The organism is Streptomyces sp. ST2-7A, from assembly GCF_021390475.1.
Lineage (GTDB): Bacteria > Actinomycetota > Actinomycetes > Streptomycetales > Streptomycetaceae > Streptomyces.
In genome coordinates, this window is record NZ_JAJUWS010000069.1 from 1 (window position 1) to 15,368 (window position 15,368).

General features: G+C 74.5%; 12 protein-coding genes. 3 read left to right on the forward strand and 9 right to left on the reverse strand.

Annotated features, from left to right (window positions below; all coding sequences use genetic code 11):
• Positions 1 to 156 precede the first annotated feature (156 nt).
• The 4 genes from LZF96_RS25730 to deoC all read right to left on the reverse strand — a co-directional run bounded on the left by LZF96_RS25730 (position 157) and on the right by deoC (position 4,705).
• Entirely contained in the window at positions 157 to 771 is a 615-nt protein-coding gene (locus tag LZF96_RS25730) for a uridine kinase (protein ID WP_374203333.1), read from the reverse strand.
• A gap of 378 nt (positions 772 to 1,149) precedes the next feature.
• Positions 1,150 to 2,163, reverse strand: a complete 1,014-nt coding sequence (locus tag LZF96_RS25735; RefSeq protein ID WP_233877174.1) for an aldehyde dehydrogenase — start codon at positions 2,161 to 2,163, stop codon at positions 1,150 to 1,152.
• Positions 2,150 to 3,643: an aldehyde dehydrogenase family protein gene (locus LZF96_RS25740; RefSeq protein ID WP_233877190.1), complete on the reverse strand. Its 1,494-nt coding sequence runs from the start codon at positions 3,641 to 3,643 to the stop codon at positions 2,150 to 2,152. The genes LZF96_RS25735 and LZF96_RS25740 overlap by 14 nt, the downstream gene beginning before the upstream one ends.
• Positions 3,644 to 3,682: 39 nt before the next feature.
• On the reverse strand, positions 3,683 to 4,705 hold the full coding sequence (gene deoC / locus LZF96_RS25745; protein WP_374203334.1) for a deoxyribose-phosphate aldolase: 1,023 nt from the start codon (positions 4,703 to 4,705) through the stop codon (positions 3,683 to 3,685).
• A gap of 231 nt (positions 4,706 to 4,936) precedes the next feature.
• Here deoC and LZF96_RS25750 point away from each other — a divergent pair, with 231 nt between their 5' ends.
• Positions 4,937 to 5,572 carry a PH domain-containing protein gene (locus tag LZF96_RS25750; protein ID WP_233877178.1) on the forward strand — a complete coding sequence of 212 codons (636 nt, stop codon included), beginning with the start codon at positions 4,937 to 4,939 and terminating at the stop codon, positions 5,570 to 5,572.
• 313 nt (positions 5,573 to 5,885) lie between these two features.
• On the opposite strand, the gene LZF96_RS25755 is transcribed toward LZF96_RS25750, so the two are convergent.
• The 3 genes from LZF96_RS25755 to LZF96_RS25765 form a co-directional block, all read right to left on the reverse strand.
• Positions 5,886 to 7,676: a phospho-sugar mutase gene (locus tag LZF96_RS25755; protein ID WP_233877180.1), complete on the reverse strand. Its 1,791-nt coding sequence runs from the start codon at positions 7,674 to 7,676 to the stop codon at positions 5,886 to 5,888.
• Complete coding sequence (locus tag LZF96_RS25760) at positions 7,673 to 8,473, reverse strand: purine-nucleoside phosphorylase (RefSeq protein ID WP_233877182.1); 801 nt, start codon at positions 8,471 to 8,473, stop codon at positions 7,673 to 7,675. Before LZF96_RS25760 ends, LZF96_RS25755 begins: the two co-directional genes overlap by 4 nt.
• 167 nt (positions 8,474 to 8,640) lie before the next feature.
• Positions 8,641 to 9,078, reverse strand: coding sequence for a gamma-glutamylcyclotransferase (locus tag LZF96_RS25765; RefSeq protein ID WP_233877184.1), 438 nt, complete (start codon positions 9,076 to 9,078; stop codon positions 8,641 to 8,643).
• A gap of 285 nt (positions 9,079 to 9,363) precedes the next feature.
• On the opposite strand from LZF96_RS25765, the gene LZF96_RS25770 reads away from it, so the two are divergent.
• Positions 9,364 to 10,839, forward strand: a complete 1,476-nt coding sequence (locus tag LZF96_RS25770; RefSeq protein ID WP_233877192.1) for an NAD(P)H-quinone dehydrogenase — start codon at positions 9,364 to 9,366, stop codon at positions 10,837 to 10,839.
• A gap of 180 nt (positions 10,840 to 11,019) precedes the next feature.
• On the forward strand, positions 11,020 to 12,003 hold the full coding sequence (locus LZF96_RS25775; protein WP_233877194.1) for a DeoR/GlpR family DNA-binding transcription regulator: 984 nt from the start codon (positions 11,020 to 11,022) through the stop codon (positions 12,001 to 12,003).
• 472 nt (positions 12,004 to 12,475) lie between these two features.
• On the opposite strand, the gene LZF96_RS25780 is transcribed toward LZF96_RS25775, so the two are convergent.
• Together LZF96_RS25780 and LZF96_RS25785 are read right to left on the reverse strand one after the other, a co-directional pair.
• Entirely contained in the window at positions 12,476 to 14,254 is a 1,779-nt protein-coding gene (locus LZF96_RS25780) for a biotin carboxylase N-terminal domain-containing protein (protein ID WP_233877186.1), read from the reverse strand.
• A 391-nt stretch (positions 14,255 to 14,645) separates the two neighbouring features.
• A complete protein-coding gene (locus LZF96_RS25785) occupies positions 14,646 to 15,269 on the reverse strand; it encodes a nucleoside triphosphate pyrophosphatase (protein WP_233877196.1) in 624 nt (207 codons plus the stop codon).
• Positions 15,270 to 15,368: the final 99 nt, after the last annotated feature.

Consider the following 15,368-nt stretch of genomic DNA (forward strand, 5'->3'; position numbering starts at 1 on the left):
CCCGAGGGGAGGGGGCACGGGGGAACGGGGGCAACGCGCGGGGTTCGGTCCGACCGGGGGGTCGGCCGGACCCCGCGTCCGTTCGTTCCGGCCCCCGCTGACGGGCGACCGGGCCCGACCGCCCCCGAGCCGGGTGGGATCGTGCCCGGTCGTCCGTCAGCGGGCTCCGGGCCCCGGCGCGTCGGCGGACACACCGACGACACCGGAGGCGTCGACGATCCGGCGCAGCGCCTCGTCACGACCGCACGGTCGCGCGCCCAACCGCTCCTGCCCGCGCACGATCCCGGCCTCCGCCCGCCACAGTGCCCAGCCGCGCCGCAGCAGGAAGGGCAGCGGCTTGCGGCTCTGCCGCACGTCGCGCAGCAGTCGGCGGCGGAAGGTGGTCGAGGGGCGGTTCCGCAGACACAGCGCGTCGGCGAGGATGCCCTCCCGCGCGCAGGCGGCGACCAGTTCGGCCGCGAAGATGCCCTCGGCGATCACGCACGCCGCGCCGTCCAGGGCGAACTCCCGCTCGCCGGTGCGGGCGCTGAGCCCGATGTCGTAGACCGGCGTCCGGGTCCGGCCCCGGACGCACAGCTCGCGCAGCGCCGTCACGGCGGCCTCGGCGTCCCAGGAACCGGGGTGGTCCCAGTCCACGGCCCCGCCGGGCAGCCGGGGCAGGACCGGGTCGTCGCCGTCGCGGTAGAAGTCGTCGAGCCGCAGCACGGGCAGGCCGCTCTCGGCGGCGAGCCGGGACTTGCCGGCTCCGGAGGGGCCGGTCAACAGCACCACGCGCGCCGTGGACCGGGGACGCGGGGTCGTCCGCGCCGACGGGGACACGGGGGCCGGTCGCGCCGGCGCGGGCACCGTACCGGGAGCGGGGATCGGCGCGGGGGCCGTGGCGGCGACGGGCCGGCTCGGCCCCGGTGCGAGGTCGGTCACGGGACACCATTGTCCCGGACGGGGCGGCGGTGTTCATCCCCGGGTCGGGTGCCGTTCACCACGTTCCCGGGGGTTCCGGGGTTCCCGGGGACGACGGCGGGGCCTCCCGGTCGTCCGGCGCCCCGGCCTGCCGCCCCTCGCTCCCCGGAACGAGGGGCGGCAGGCCGACGGGACGTACCGGGGGCGGGCACCCCGGGAAACCCCGACGTACCCGCCCCCGGCGCGCGGTCACACACCCATCGGGTGCCAGACCGTCTTGATCTCCAGGAACGGTGTCATCCGGGCCGTGCCCGGGTCGCCCTCCCCGACCACGTCGGCCGGCGGCCCGACGGTCCCGTCGGCGGAACGGACCGGCCGCACCACGCGCTTGAGGTTCTCCGCCGCCTCCCGCTCCAGCTCCGTCGCCAGGTCGGCGTCGCCGACACCGGTCAGGTCGATCGCGTTCACGTCCCGGTGCGCGGCCAGCGGCGGGCCCAACTCCCCGGCCCGCCCGGAGAGGACGTTGACCACGCCCCCCGGCACGTCCGAGGTGGCCAGCACCTCCGCCAGCGAGAGGGCGGGCAGCGGCGCCCGCTCATCGGCCACCAGCACCGCCGTGTTGCCGCCCACGAGCACCGGTGCCAACACCGAGACCACGCCCAGCAGGGAGGAACCGGCCGGTGCGAACACCGCCACCACGCCCGTCGGCTCGGGCACCGACAGGTTGAAGTACGGCCCGGCCACCGGGTTGGCGCCGCCCACCACCTGGGTCAGCTTGTCCGCCCAACCGGCGTACCACACCCAGCGGTCGACGGCCGCCTCCACCTGCTCGACGGCCCGACGCCGGGACAGGCCCTCGGCCCGGGCGACCTCGGCGGCGAACTGCTCCCGCCGACCCTCCAGCATCTCGGCGACCCGGTACAGCACCTGGCCGCGGTTGTAGGCGGTCGCCCCCGACCAGCCGGCGAACGCCTTGCGCGCCGCGACCACCGCGTCCCGCGCGTCCTTGCGGGAGGACAGCGGGGGGTTGGCCAGCCAGGCCCCGTCCGGATCCGTCACCTGGTACACCCGTCCGCTCTCGGAGCGGGGGAACTTCCCACCGACGAAGAGCTTGTACGTCTTGAGCACGGCCGGGCGGCCGGCGTCCCCGTCGTGCCCCTCCGGCTCGGCCTTCGCGGTCGTGGCACTCCCGGCCCCGGAACCCTTCGCGGGGTTCCCCCGCTTGTCGCTCCCGGACTTCCCCTTGGACTCAGCCCTGGACATCGAGGTACGCCTCCAGACCGTGGCGACCGCCCTCGCGGCCGTATCCCGACTCCCGGTAGCCGCCGAACGGCGAGGTGGGGTCGAACTTGTTGAACGTGTTGGCCCACACCACGCCGGCGCGCAGCCGGCCGGCGATCTCCAGGATCCGCGAACCCTTCTCGGTCCAGATCCCGGCGGACAGGCCGTAGGTGGTGTTGTTCGCCTTGGCCACCGCCTCGTCCGGGGTGCGGAAGGTGAGCACCGACAGCACGGGCCCGAAGATCTCCTCCCGGGCGATCCGGTGGGTCTGGCTCACGCCCGTGAAGACGGTCGGCGGGAACCACCAGCCCTTGTCGGGCAGCTCGCACGGCGGCGACCACCGGTGCGCGCCCTCCTCCTCGCCCGCCTCGGTCAGCTCGGTGATCCGGGCCAACTGCTCGGGGGAGTTGATGGCGCCGATGTCGGTGTTCTTGTCCATCGGGTCACCCACCCGCAGCGTGGTGACGCGGGCCCGCAGCGCCTCCATCAACTCGTCGTGGATCGACTCCTGGACCAACAGTCGGCTGCCGGCGCAGCACACCTGGCCCTGGTTGAACCAGATGCCGCCGACGATCCCCTCCACCGCCTGGTCGATCGGGGCGTCGTCGAAGACGATGTTGGCACCCTTGCCGCCCAGTTCCAGGGTGAGCCGCTTGTCGGTGCCGGCGACCGTCCGGGCGATCTCCCGACCCACGGCGGTGGAGCCGGTGAAGGCCACCTTGTTCACGTCGGGGTGGGAGACCAGCGCGGCGCCGGTCGTACCGTCACCGGTGACGATGTTGACCACGCCGGCGGGCAACCCGGCCTGCCGGCAGATGTCGGCGAAGAACAGCGCGCCCAGCGGGGTGGTCTCGGCGGGCTTGAGTACCACCGTGTTGCCCGCCGCCAGGGCCGGCGCCACCTTCCACGCCAGCATGAGCAGCGGGAAGTTCCACGGGATGACCTGCGCGGCCACGCCCAACGCGCGCGGGTTCGGACCGAACCCGGCGTGCGCCAACTTGTCGGCCCACCCGGCGTAGTAGAAGAAGTGGGCCGCCACCAGGGGCAGGTCCACGTCCCGGGTCTCCCGGATCGGCTTGCCGTTGTCGAGGGTCTCCAGCACCGCCAGTTCGCGGGAGCGCTCCTGGATCAGCCGCGCGACGCGGAACAGGTACGCCGCGCGCCGGGAGCCGGGCAGCGCCGACCAGGCGGGGAAGGCCGCGCGGGCCGCCCGCACCGCCTCCGCCACATCCTCCCCGCCGCCGTGCGCGACCTCGCACAGCACCTCCTCGGTGGAGGGGGAGAGGGACTTCAGGGTGCGGCCGTCGGCGGCCTCCCGGAAGTCCCCGTCGATGAACAGGCCCTGCGAGGAGGGGATCTCCACCACCGAGCGGGACTCGGGGGCGGGGGCGTACTCGAAAGGGGAGGCCGGCGCGGGGCCCGGAGAGGGGAGCGACGGCCCGGCCGCCGCGCTCTCCGCCATCCCGTTCCCGGCGTGCTTCTTCTTGGCTGTCATCTCGGGTCAGTCCACCGTCACGTCGTCGGAACCGGAGTAGCGTCCGGTGCGCAGTTTGCGACGCTGCATCAGCAGGTCGTTCAGCAGGCTCGAGGCGCCGAAGCGGAACCACTCCGCGGTCAACCAGTCGGGACCGGCGGTCTCGTTGACCGCCACCAGGTGGCCGATGGCGTCCTTGGTGCTCCGGATGCCGCCGGCCGGCTTCAGGCCGACCATGCGACCGCCGACGGCGCGGAAGTCGCGGACCGCCTGCAGCATCAGCAGGGTGTTGGCGGGGGTGGCGTTGACCGCCACCTTGCCGGTGGAGGTCTTGATGAAGTCGGCGCCCGCCAGCATCGCCAGCCAGGAGGCGCGGCGGATGTTGTCGTACGTGGCCAGCTCACCGTTCTCCAGGATCACCTTCAGGTGTGCGTCCGGCCCGTCCGGACGGGCGCAGGCCTCCTTCACGGCGCGAATGTCCTCGAAGACCTTCAGGTAGCGGCCGGAGAGGAAGGCGCCCCGGTCGATCACCATGTCGATCTCGTCGGCACCGGCGGCCACCGCTTCCCGGGTGTCGGCCAACCGGACCGCCAGCGGGGCCCGGCCGGCGGGGAACGCGGTGGACACGGAGGCGACCGCCACCCCGGAGCCGGCCACCACCGCCCGGGCCTCCTCGACGAGGTCGGGGTAGACACAGACCGCCGCGACCCGGGGTACCGAGGGGTCGGACGGATCGGGGCGCAGCGCCTTCGCGCACAGCGACCGCACCCGGCCGGGCGTGTCCGCGCCCTCCAGGGTGGTGAGGTCGATCATCGAGATCGCCAGGTCGATGGCGTACGCCTTGGCGGAGGTCTTGACGGAACGGGTGCGCAGGGCGGCGGCGCGGGCCTCCAGGCCCACGGCGTCGACGCCCGGCAGGCCGTGCAGGAAGCGGCGCAGGGCGGTGTCGGAGGCGGTCGCGTCGGCGAGGGCGGTCCGGTCGGTCGCCGGGAGCCGGGCGGACGCCTCCGGGGGCGGGGCGGTGGCCGGTGCGGAGGGCGTGGAGGACATGGTCACCAGAGGAGCATATCTACGCGCGTAGCGACCTGTCATCCCCCGGGCGGGGCCGGTTCGCCCGTTCCCCGGCGGGGTGCCCTTCGGCCGGCGTCCCGTCCGTGGCGGGGGAGTGGGACCGTGGGCGGCCCCGGGCCGGCACGGGGTCGGTCCGCGATTCCCCGCCGGGCGGGCCGCTCGGCGGAGCCGACCCGCCGGGTCGATGGGGGGGTCGGGCAGAATCGGGCCATGACCAGTGAGCCGCAGGAGTACGCAGACCGCAGTTACCGTTCCGGGGCGGCGATCGCCGGTGGGGTTCTGTTGCTCGGCCTGGCCGTCTGGATGGGTGGTGACGCCCTGCTGCGCGGCGAGGGGCGGGTGCCGTTGTTCGCCCTCGCGGGGTTGTTGACGGTGGTGCCGTTGATCGTCGCCTTCACCGTCCGTCCGGTGGTCCTCGCCGGCGACGACCGCGTCCTGGTGCGCAACCCCTTCCGCACCATCCACGCCCCGTGGGGAGCGGTGGAGGGCGTCCGGGCCCGCTACTCGGCGGAACTGCTGGCCGGGGGCGCGGTCTACCAGCTGTGGGCGATCCCGGTCTCGCTCCGGGAGCGGGGCAAGGCCACCCGCCACAACCAGCGGCTCGCCGCCGGGGAGGAGCCGCGCGGGGGCCTGATGGGAACCCTGCGCGGGCCCTCGGTGCCGCAGGACAACCAGCCCCGCACCGCGCCCGCCGACGCCTCGATCGCGGAGCTGCGCGAGCTCGCCGAGCGCCGTCGCGAGGATCCGGAGGCCGCCGGAACGGTCACCGTCCGCTGGGCCCGGGAGATCATGGCGCCCGCCGCCTTCGGCGCCCTGCTCCTGCTGGTCCTCTGGATCACCGGCTGACGGTCGCGGGGCCCGTTTCGCCGGGCCGCTCCGTCCGGCCCGGGTGCGAAGCCCCCTTCGGACGGGGTCGGGCCCGCGTCCGTTCCGACCGGCCGGGTGCGCCGGTGGGCCCTCGGGGGGCCGTGCGAAGAGGGCTTCGCGCGGCGGTGCCGGCGCGTCCTACCGGAGCCCCGGGGGTGCGCCAGGGGCTCCGGGGATCCGGTGGACGGCCGCCACCGACGAAACCGCGTCCATCGCCGAACCGCCGAACCGCCGAACCGCCGGCCTCCCGGGATCGGGCCCGGGCCCGCCCCACCCCGGGAAGCCGGACGGCTCACAACCCGGCGGCCTCCGCCAGGTCGCTCCGCAGCGCCGCCAACCGGCGGACCGCCTCCGCGCGGGCGGCGGGCAGTCCCTCCCGGTCGGTGACCGGCACCACGACCTCCAGGTAGCACTTCAACTTCGGCTCGGTGCCGCTGGGGCGGACGATGATCCGCCCGTCCGCCAGGTCGTACCGCAGGCCGTCGGTGGGCGGCAGCCCGTCCACCCCGTCCCGCAGGTCGGCCGCCCGGGTCACCGGAGCGCCGGCGAGGGACACCGGCGGCGTCTCCCGCAGCCGCGTCATGGCGGCGCCGATCAGCGAGAGGTCGGCCACCCGCACCGACAACTGGTCGGTGGTGTGCAGGCCGTGCTCGAGCGCGAGGTCGTCGAGGAGGTCGGTCACCCCACGCCCCGCCTCCCTCAACCCGCTCGCCAGCTCCGCGATCGCCAGCGCCGCCGTGACGCCGTCCTTGTCGCGCACCCCCTCGGGGTCCACGCAGTACCCCAGCGCCTCCTCGTATCCGTAGCGCAGTCCCTCCACCCGGGAGAGCCACTTGAACCCGGTCAGGGTGTACCGGAAGGGGAGGCCCGCCGCCCGGGCCATCCGTTCCACCAGCGAGGAGGAGACGACCGAGGCGGCGAACGTCCCGGTCGCGCCCCGCCGGATCAGGTGGGCGGCCAGCAGCGCGCCGACCTCGTCGCCGCGCAGCATCCGCCACGCCTCCTCCCGGGAGGCGTCGGGCACGGCCACCGCGCACCGGTCGGCGTCCGGGTCGGAGGCGATGACCAGGTCCGGTCGTTCCCGCCGGGCGGTGGCGAACGCCAGGTCCATCGCCCCCGGTTCCTCCGGGTTGGGGAACGCCACGGTGGGGAAATCCGGGTCCGGCTCGGCCTGTTCGGCCACCACCACCGGCTCGGGGAAGCCGGCTCGCCGGAACGCCTCGACGACCAGCGGCCCGCCCACGCCGTGCAGGGGGGTGTACACCGTCCGGATCCCGCGTGGCGAGTCGGGAGCCGTGACGGAGCCGGCCCGCTCCAGGTAGGCCTCGATGATCTCCTCGCCGAGGATCTCGCCCGTGCCCTCGGGCCGGGGGACCCCGGCCAGGGGACCGACCGCCGCGATGCGGGCCGCGATGTCGGCGTCGGCCGGCGGCACGATCTGGCTGCCGTCCCCGAGGTACACCTTGTAGCCGTTGTCCCGGGGCGGGTTGTGGCTGGCGGTCACCATGACGCCGGCGGCGGCCCCCAGCCGGCGGACGGCGAAGGCCAGCACCGGCGTGGGCAGCGGCCGGGGCAGCAGCACCGCCCGCAGGCCGGCGCCGGTGACCACGGCGGCGGTGTCCAGGGCGAATCGCTCGCTCATGTGGCGGGCGTCCCGGCCGATGACGACGACGGGCCGGGCGTCCGTGGCCCCGGCGGGCCCCGTGTCGCCGGCGTTCCCCGCGGTGTCGGCGCCCTCCGCGCCCCCGGAACCCTTCCCGGCCCGGTCGCGCAGGTACGCGGCCAGTCCGGCCGCGGCGCGGATGACCACCGCGCGGTTCATGCGCATCGGCCCGGCGCCCAGCTCGCCGCGCAGGCCGGCGGTGCCGAACTCCAGGGTCCCCGAGAAGCGGGCGGCCAGCTCCGCGCGGGCCGTCGGGCCGGTCCCCCCACCCGCCGCGGCCCCGTCGGTCGCCTCGTCACCGGCGGCCCCGATCAGCTCGGCCAGTTCGGCGCGGGTCCCCGGATCGGGGTCCTCGGCGAGCCAGGCCCGGGCGGCGGCCAGGGGATCGGGGGCTCCGGCCCCGACGGTCGCCGCGTTCACAGCCGCTCCAGCACGCGCGCCAGGAGGCTGCCCATCCGCACCGCCGATTCCCGGCCGGCCCGCAGGACCTCCTCGTGGTTGAGGGGTTCCCCGGTGATCCCGGCGGCCAGGTTGGTCACCAGGGAGATGCCCAGCACCTCCGCCCCCGCCTCGCGGGCGGCGATGGCCTCCAGCACGGTGGACATGCCGACCAGGTCGCCGCCGATGGCCCGCACCATCCCGATCTCGGCCGGCGTCTCGTAGTGCGGCCCGGGGACCTGGACGTAGACGCCCTCCTCGAGGTCGGGCTCGATCTCCCGGCACAGCGCCCGCAGCCTGCTCGCGTAGAGATCGGTGAGGTCGACGAAGTTGGCGCCCACCACGGGGGAGGTGCCGGTGAGGTTGATGTGGTCGGAGATGAGCACCGGTTGGCCGGGGCGCATCCCGGGCCGCAGACCGCCGCAGCCGTTGGTGAGGATCACGGTCTTGCACCCGGCGGCCACCGCGGTGCGCACCCCGTGTGCCACGGCGGCGACGTCTCTGCCCTCGTAGAAGTGGGTGCGCCCGAGGAAGACCAGTACCCGGACGGAGCCGATGCGGTGCGAGCGCACCAACCCGGCGTGCCCGGCGACGGACGGGGGCGGGAAGCCCGGCAACTCGGTGACGGGGAACTCCGCGTCGGGGGTGCCCAGGGCATCCGCGGCGGGTACCCAGCCCGAGCCCATGACGAGGGCGACGTCGTGGCCGGCGACCCCGGTCAGTTCGCGCACCCGGCCCGCGGCCTCCTCGGCCCTGCCCACAATTTCGGAAGCGTTCACGAGGGGAGGGTAACGGTTTTTCGCCTACGCGCGTAGACCGCCCGGGGGGACGTCACCGGATCGATGCCCCTGGAGGTGCCCCTGGAGGGCCCGCAACGTCACCGGAACACCGCCGGGGCTCCTCCGCCGCGCGGGGCGAGCCGGGGCGACGGCCCGCGGGAAGGGGATCAGCAGGGGCGTTTGCGCAGCTCGGTCACGTAGTCGTGGGGCGCGCCCGCCGACTCGGCCGCGTCCGCGACCTCACCGAGGTAGCGCGCGGAGGGCAGACCGCCCTCGTAGCCGTTGAGCACGTACAGCCAGGCCGGCAGGTCACCCTCCAGGGTGTGCACCCGCACCCGCATCCGCCGGTAGACGTCCATCCCGACGCCCTCCCAGCGGTCCATGGCGTCCTCGTCCATGGGCGCGATGTCGTACAGCGCGACGAAGACCTGGGCGCGCGGGGCCTCCACGACGGTGGCCAGCGCCCCCTCCCACCCCATGTGTTCCCCGCCGAAGGTCAGCCGCCAGTCCGACAGCCATCCCGTGCAGCGCAGGGGGGAGTGGGGCGCACGCCGCGCCATCAGGCGGGGATCGAGATTGCCGGCGTAGGCGGCGTAGAGCGACATGGACCCGAGAGTACGGGAGGGGGGTCCCGGTCCGCCGTAGTGTCGCGCCCCGTGGACCGTGCCGCCACTCCGGGACCCGTGGCGCGTACGGGGCGTGTGCGGGCGGTGACCCCGCGGGAGGGGCACGGGGTCCGAATCCCGTTCCATCGGGGCGGGTGGGGCCCGTGAAGGGGGACGGGGCGCAGGGGAGGGAAGAGGTGGGTGGGGCGTCTCCCCGGGCCGCCGACCACCGGTCGAAGCCCGTCGGCGGGCCCCGACGGGAGATCACGGAGACGGTGCGGGACACTGGAGCATGTGACTCGGATCGTGATCATCGGTGGTGGACCCGGCGGATACGAGGCCGCCTTGGTGGCGGCGCAACTCGGGGCGGAGGTGACCGTGGTCGATCGGGACGGCCTCGGTGGGGCGTCCGTCCTCACCGACTGCGTCCCCTCCAAGACCCTGATCGCGACCGCCGAGGTCATGACGACCTTCGATTCCTCCCACGCGGAGCTGGGCATCGTGCTCGACGGCGGGCGGGAGGCCGGGGGCGACCCCGGGGGGAACCGACGCCGGATGATCGGCGCCGACCTGGGCAAGGTCAACCGACGCGTCAAGCGGCTGGCGCTGGCGCAGTCGCACGACATCACCGCCTCCGTCACCCGCGCCGGGGTCCGCGTGCTGCGCGGACGCGGCCGGCTGGAGCCGGATCAGGCACCCGACGGCTCCCGCCGCGTCACGGTCGCCGACCTCGAGGGCGAGAGCCGTGAGCTGGTCGCCGACGCCGTCCTCGTCGCCACCGGCGGTCACCCCCGGGAGCTGGCCGACGCCCGCCCGGACGGGGAGCGCATCCTCAACTGGACGCAGGTCTACGACATGGAGGAACTCCCCGAGGAACTCATCGTGGTCGGCTCCGGCGTGACCGGCGCCGAATTCGCCGGCGCCTACCAGGCGCTCGGTTCGCGGGTCACCCTCATCTCCTCCCGGGACCGCGTGCTGCCCGGCGAGGACCCGGACGCCGCCGCCGTGCTGGAGGACGTCTTCCGCCGGCGCGGGATGAACGTGATGGCGCGCTCCCGGGCCGCCGCCGCGAAGCGGGTCTCCGACGGCGCCGACGGCGATCGGGTCGAGGTCACCCTCTCCGACGGCCGCACCATCTCCGGCACCCACTGCCTGATGGCGGTCGGCGCCGTCCCGAACACCGCCGACATGGGTCTGGAGGAGGCCGGGGTCCGGCTGAGGGACTCCGGGCACATCGTCACCGACCGGGTCTCGCGCACCACCGCCCCCGGCGTGTACGCGGCGGGGGACTGCACCGGCGTCTTCGCGCTCGCCTCGGTGGCCGCGATGCAGGGCCGGATCGCGATGTACCACTTCCTCGGCGACACGGTGGCGCCGCTGGACCTCACGACGGTCTCCGCCAACATCTTCACCGATCCGGAGATCGCCACCATCGGGCGCACCCAGGCGGATGTGGACGAGGGGCGCATCGACGCCCGGGTGGTGAAACTGCCGCTGCTGCGCAACGCCCGGGCCAAGATGCAGGGCATCCGGGACGGTTTCGTGAAATTGATCTGCCGTCAGGGCACCGGGATCGTCGTCGGCGGTGTGGTCGTCGCCCCCCGAGCGAGTGAACTCATCCATCCGATTTCGGTCGCGGTGGACAACGGTCTGACCGTTGATCAGATCGCAAAGGCGTTCACGGTGTACCCGTCGCTGTCGGGTTCGATCGCCGAGGCGGCCCGCCAGTTGCAGGCCCGACACCGGGCCGAGGGCCGCTGACGGCGCAGGTCGCGCCCGTCGTGGAACGCTCCGCGACGGGCTCACCCCCGGGGTGTACCACGAAACGGTGATCGTGTGGACCGGGATCGGTAAATTGCCGGAAGCACCTGAAAAGGCACGCTCTTTGGCGTTACTGTCGGTCCTGTGTTCGCTGCAGAACGTCGTCAGATGATTCTTGAAATGGTGCGCGCCAACGGAGCCGTGTCGCTCCGCGAGTTGGCCCGCGTCGTCCAGACCTCCGAGGTGACCGTCCGCCGGGACGTGCGCGCCCTGGAGGCGGAGGGCCTGCTCGACCGCAGGCACGGCGGTGCCGTGCTGCCGGGGGGCATCGGCCGGGAGGCGGGCTTTCCACAACGCTCCCCGGCCGCGAGCCCGGAGAAGACCGCCATCGCCGAGTACGCGGCGGGGCTGGTCGGCGAGGGGGAGGCGATCGTGGTGGGCGCCGGGGTCACCACCCAGGAGCTGGCCCGCCGGCTGGCCCGGATCCCCGGGCTGACCGTGGTCACCAACTCGCTGCTGGTCGCCCAGGCCCTGGCCCACGCCAATCGGGTGGAGGTGGTGATGACCGGCGGCACGCTGCGCGGTTCCTCCTACGCCCTGGTGGGCAGCGGCGCCGAGCAGTCCCTCCAGGGGCTGCGGGTCTCCCGGGCGTTCATCTCGGGGTCCGGCCTCACCGCCGAGCGCGGTCTGTCCACCTCCAACATGCTCTCCGCCAGTGTTGATCGGGCGCTCGTGCAGGCCGCCGCGGAGGTAGTGGTCCTCGCCGACCACGGCAAGCTCGGCACCGACACGATGTTCCAGACCGTGCCGACCGAGCTGATCTCCCATCTGGTCACCGATCAGGCGCCCCCGGAGAAGGGGCGCGCGGTGGCCGAGTTGGAGGCGCTGGCCGATCACGGGGTGCGGATCTCCGTGGCCGGTGCGGCCGAGCAGTCCCGCGGGGCGGTCCCCGGCCGACCCCCGGTCCGGCCCGGGCACCGACCGATGGAGCGCCACGGCGACCGGCATCCCGACCGACACCCCGACCGGCTCGGTGAGCGCCATCCGGACCGGCACCCCGACCGCCACGGCGTCGGGGACGGGTTGACCGTGCCCCAGCCCCGTACCGCCGCCGTCGCGCCCTCCCTCGCCGCCGGTACCCTGCGCCGCCCCGGTGGCGCCTGATCCCGACCCGGGTGCTTCCCGGAAGATGCCCGGAGACCTCGCGGGAGGTGCCACCGGGCCGCGCGAGGGCGTCGTCGGCGGCGCGGACGCGTGCCCCGGCGGGGTATGAGGCGTCGAGCCGTGCGGAGGATGTCGGCGGCGCGGGGTACCGGCGGCGCCGGATCGTGCCCGCCGGATCGTGCCCGCCGGATCGTGCCCGTCGGGTCGTGACGCGCCGGACCATGACGTGCCGGGCCGGGCGAGGATGTCGGCGGCGCGGGGCGTCGGGGTCCGGCGCGTGGGGCTGTGGGGTGCCGGGGCCGTGCCGGGCGGGAGTGATCCGCACCGCCCGGTGGTGAACACACCGAAGGCCGGGACCCGATGAGGTCCCGGCCCGGTGCGTCGGGATGATCCGGCGGTGCCGACCGCGAGCCGGAGCCCGGGCCGGTTCCACCGTGCCCGCCGATCGGTTCGCCCGCTCGGGGCCCGCGGATCAGTCCTTGATGTCGCAGATGGTGGCTCCGGAGGACAGCGAGGTGCCGACCTCCGCCTTGAGGTTGGTGACGGTGCCGGCCTTGTGGGCGTTGATGGGCTGCTCCATCTTCATCGCCTCCAGCACCACGATCAGGTCACCGGCGGCCACCTGCTGCCCGTCCTCCACCGCGACCTTGACCAGGGTGCCCTGCATGGGCGAGGTCAGGGAGTCGCCGGAGACCGCCGAGGCGGCGGCACGACCGGCGCGGCGCCGGGTGGGCTTGGCGCCCCCGGCCACCGCGGCGCGGGCCAGCGGCATGGCGAGGGTGGCGGGCAGCGAGACCTCCAGGCGCTTGCCGCCGACCTCGACCACCACGGTCTCGCGCAGGGTGCTCTCCTCGCCCTCCTCGGCGCCGCCGGTGGGCGTCCAGGGGGCGATGGTGTTGTCGAACTCGGTCTCGATCCACCGGGTGTGGGCGGTGAACGGCCCGGCGGAGCCGTGGACCTCGGGAGCGAAGGCGGGGTCGGCGACCACGGCGCGGTGGAAGGGCAGCGCGGTGGCCATGCCCTCGACGCGGAACTCGCCCAGGGCGCGGGCCGCGCGCCGCAGGGCCTGCTCACGGGTGGCGCCGGTGATGATCAGCTTGGCCAGCAGGGAGTCCCAGGCCGGGCCGATCACCGAGCCGGACTCCACACCGGTGTCCAGGCGCACGCCCGGGCCGGTCGGGGGCTCGAAGGAGGTGACGGTGCCGGGAGCGGGCAGGAAGTTGCGCCCCGGGTCCTCGCCGTTGATCCGGAACTCGATGGAGTGGCCGCGCAGGGGCGGGTCGTCGTAGCCCAACTCCTCGCCGTCGGCGATGCGCAGCTGCTCGCGGACCAGGTCGATACCGGTGACCTCCTCGGTGACCGGGTGCTCCACCTGCAGGCGGGTGTTGACCTCCAGGAAGGAGATCGTGCCGTCGACGGCCACCAGGAACTCACAGGTGCCGGCGCCCACGTAGCCGGCCTCCTTGAGGATGGCCTTGGAGGCGCGGTACAGCTCGGCGTTCTGCTCGGCGGTCAGGAACGGCGCGGGGGCCTCCTCGACCAGCTTCTGGTGGCGGCGCTGCAGGGAGCAGTCACGGGTGGAGACGACCACCACATTGCCGTGCGAGTCCGCCAGGCACTGGGTCTCCACGTGCCGGGGCCGGTCCAGGTACCGCTCCACGAAGCACTCACCGCGGCCGAAGGCGGCCACCGCCTCGCGCACGGCCGACTCGTACAGCTCGCCGACCTCCTCCAGCGATCGGGCCACCTTCAGGCCCCGACCGCCGCCGCCGAAGGCCGCCTTGATCGCGATGGGCAGCCCGTGCTCCTTCGCGAAGGTCACCACCTCGTCGGCGCCCTCCACGGGGTCGGCGGTGCCGGCCACCAGGGGCGCGCCGGCGCGCTGGGCGATGTGCCGGGCGGCGACCTTGTCGCCGAGGTCCCGGATGGCCTGCGGGGGCGGGCCGATCCAGGTCAGCCCCGCGTCGAGCACCGCCTGCGCGAACTCGGCGTTCTCCGACAGGAAGCCGTATCCGGGGTGGACGGCGTCCGCGCCGGCGTCCGCCGCCGCCCGCAGGACCTTGCCCTGGTCCAGATAGCTGGCCGTCGGGGTGTCACCGCCCAGGGCGAACGCCTCGTCCGCGACGCGCACGTGCAGCGCGTCCCGGTCGGGCTCGGCGTACACGGCCACACTCGCGATGCCGGCGTCCCGGCACGCACGGGCGACCCGGACGGCGATTTCGCCACGATTGGCGATGAGCACCTTGCGCACGATGGCTCCCTCCTTGGAACAAGCCGAGTTTAGGTACCGGCCACACCCGGCGCCGAGGCGCTCATCGAGGTGAGCTTCCCCACACGGATGGTGTCCACCCACCGGTACGCGGGTCGAAAACCCCATCCCACCATGGTGGGCGGCCCGCCGGCATCCTCCCGGGGAGGGAATCGAGGACCGCTTGTGTCGGATCTCTCCCCCCGTGCCGGAGCGTGGACACCCCGGCATGTTGTGGGGACACCACAAATCGTCGGGGGATTCTTTTTCGCCGGACGGGCGCGGTCGGTGGCACCGGCCCCCGGCGTTCACCCGATCATCGTTCAGGATCCCCGTGTCGGGCCCCGGTGCTCCCCATCGGACCCCTGCGGGAGCCCCGGTGCGCGGATCGGGATCAGGGCCTCCACAGGGAGGTCACGCCGACCCCCAACTCCCCCAGCAGTCGCCGCAACAGCGGCATGGACAGACCGATGACGTTCCCCGGATCCCCGTCGACGCCCTCCACGAACGCCGACCCCGGGCCGTCCAGGGTGAACGCCCCCGCGACGTGCAGGGGTTCGCCGGTCGCCACGTAGGCCGCGATCTCCGCGTCGTCCGGCTCGCCGAACCGCACCACCGTCGAACCGACCGCCGAGGCCCGCTCGCCCGACGCGGTGTCGATGAGGCAGTGGCCCGTGCGCAGCACACCCGAGCGCCCCCGCATGGCCTTCCAGCGGGTGGTGGCGGTGTCGGCGTCGGCGGGTTTGCCCCAGGCGGTGCCGTCCAGTTCCAGCACCGAGTCGCAGCCGATCACCAGGGCGTCGGCGGCCTCCGGACGGGCGGCCACCGCCGCCGCCTTGGCCTCGGCCAGCACCAGGGCCAGCGCCTCCGGTGTCGGGGCCTCCACGGCCTCCTCGTCCACCCCGCTGACGATCACCTCGGGGTCGATCCCCGCCCGCCGCAAAAGGGAGAGCCGGGCGGGGGAGCGGGAGGCCAGCACGAGGCGGCGGGCGGGACGCGGCGACGCGGGGAGATCCATGCCGGTCAGAGTAGTGCGGGTGGGATGCCGGTCGCGCCGCTCCCCGGGCTCCCACTCGTCGGATGTGAAGGGCCCGGGGGCCGGTGAGCGGAACGCTCC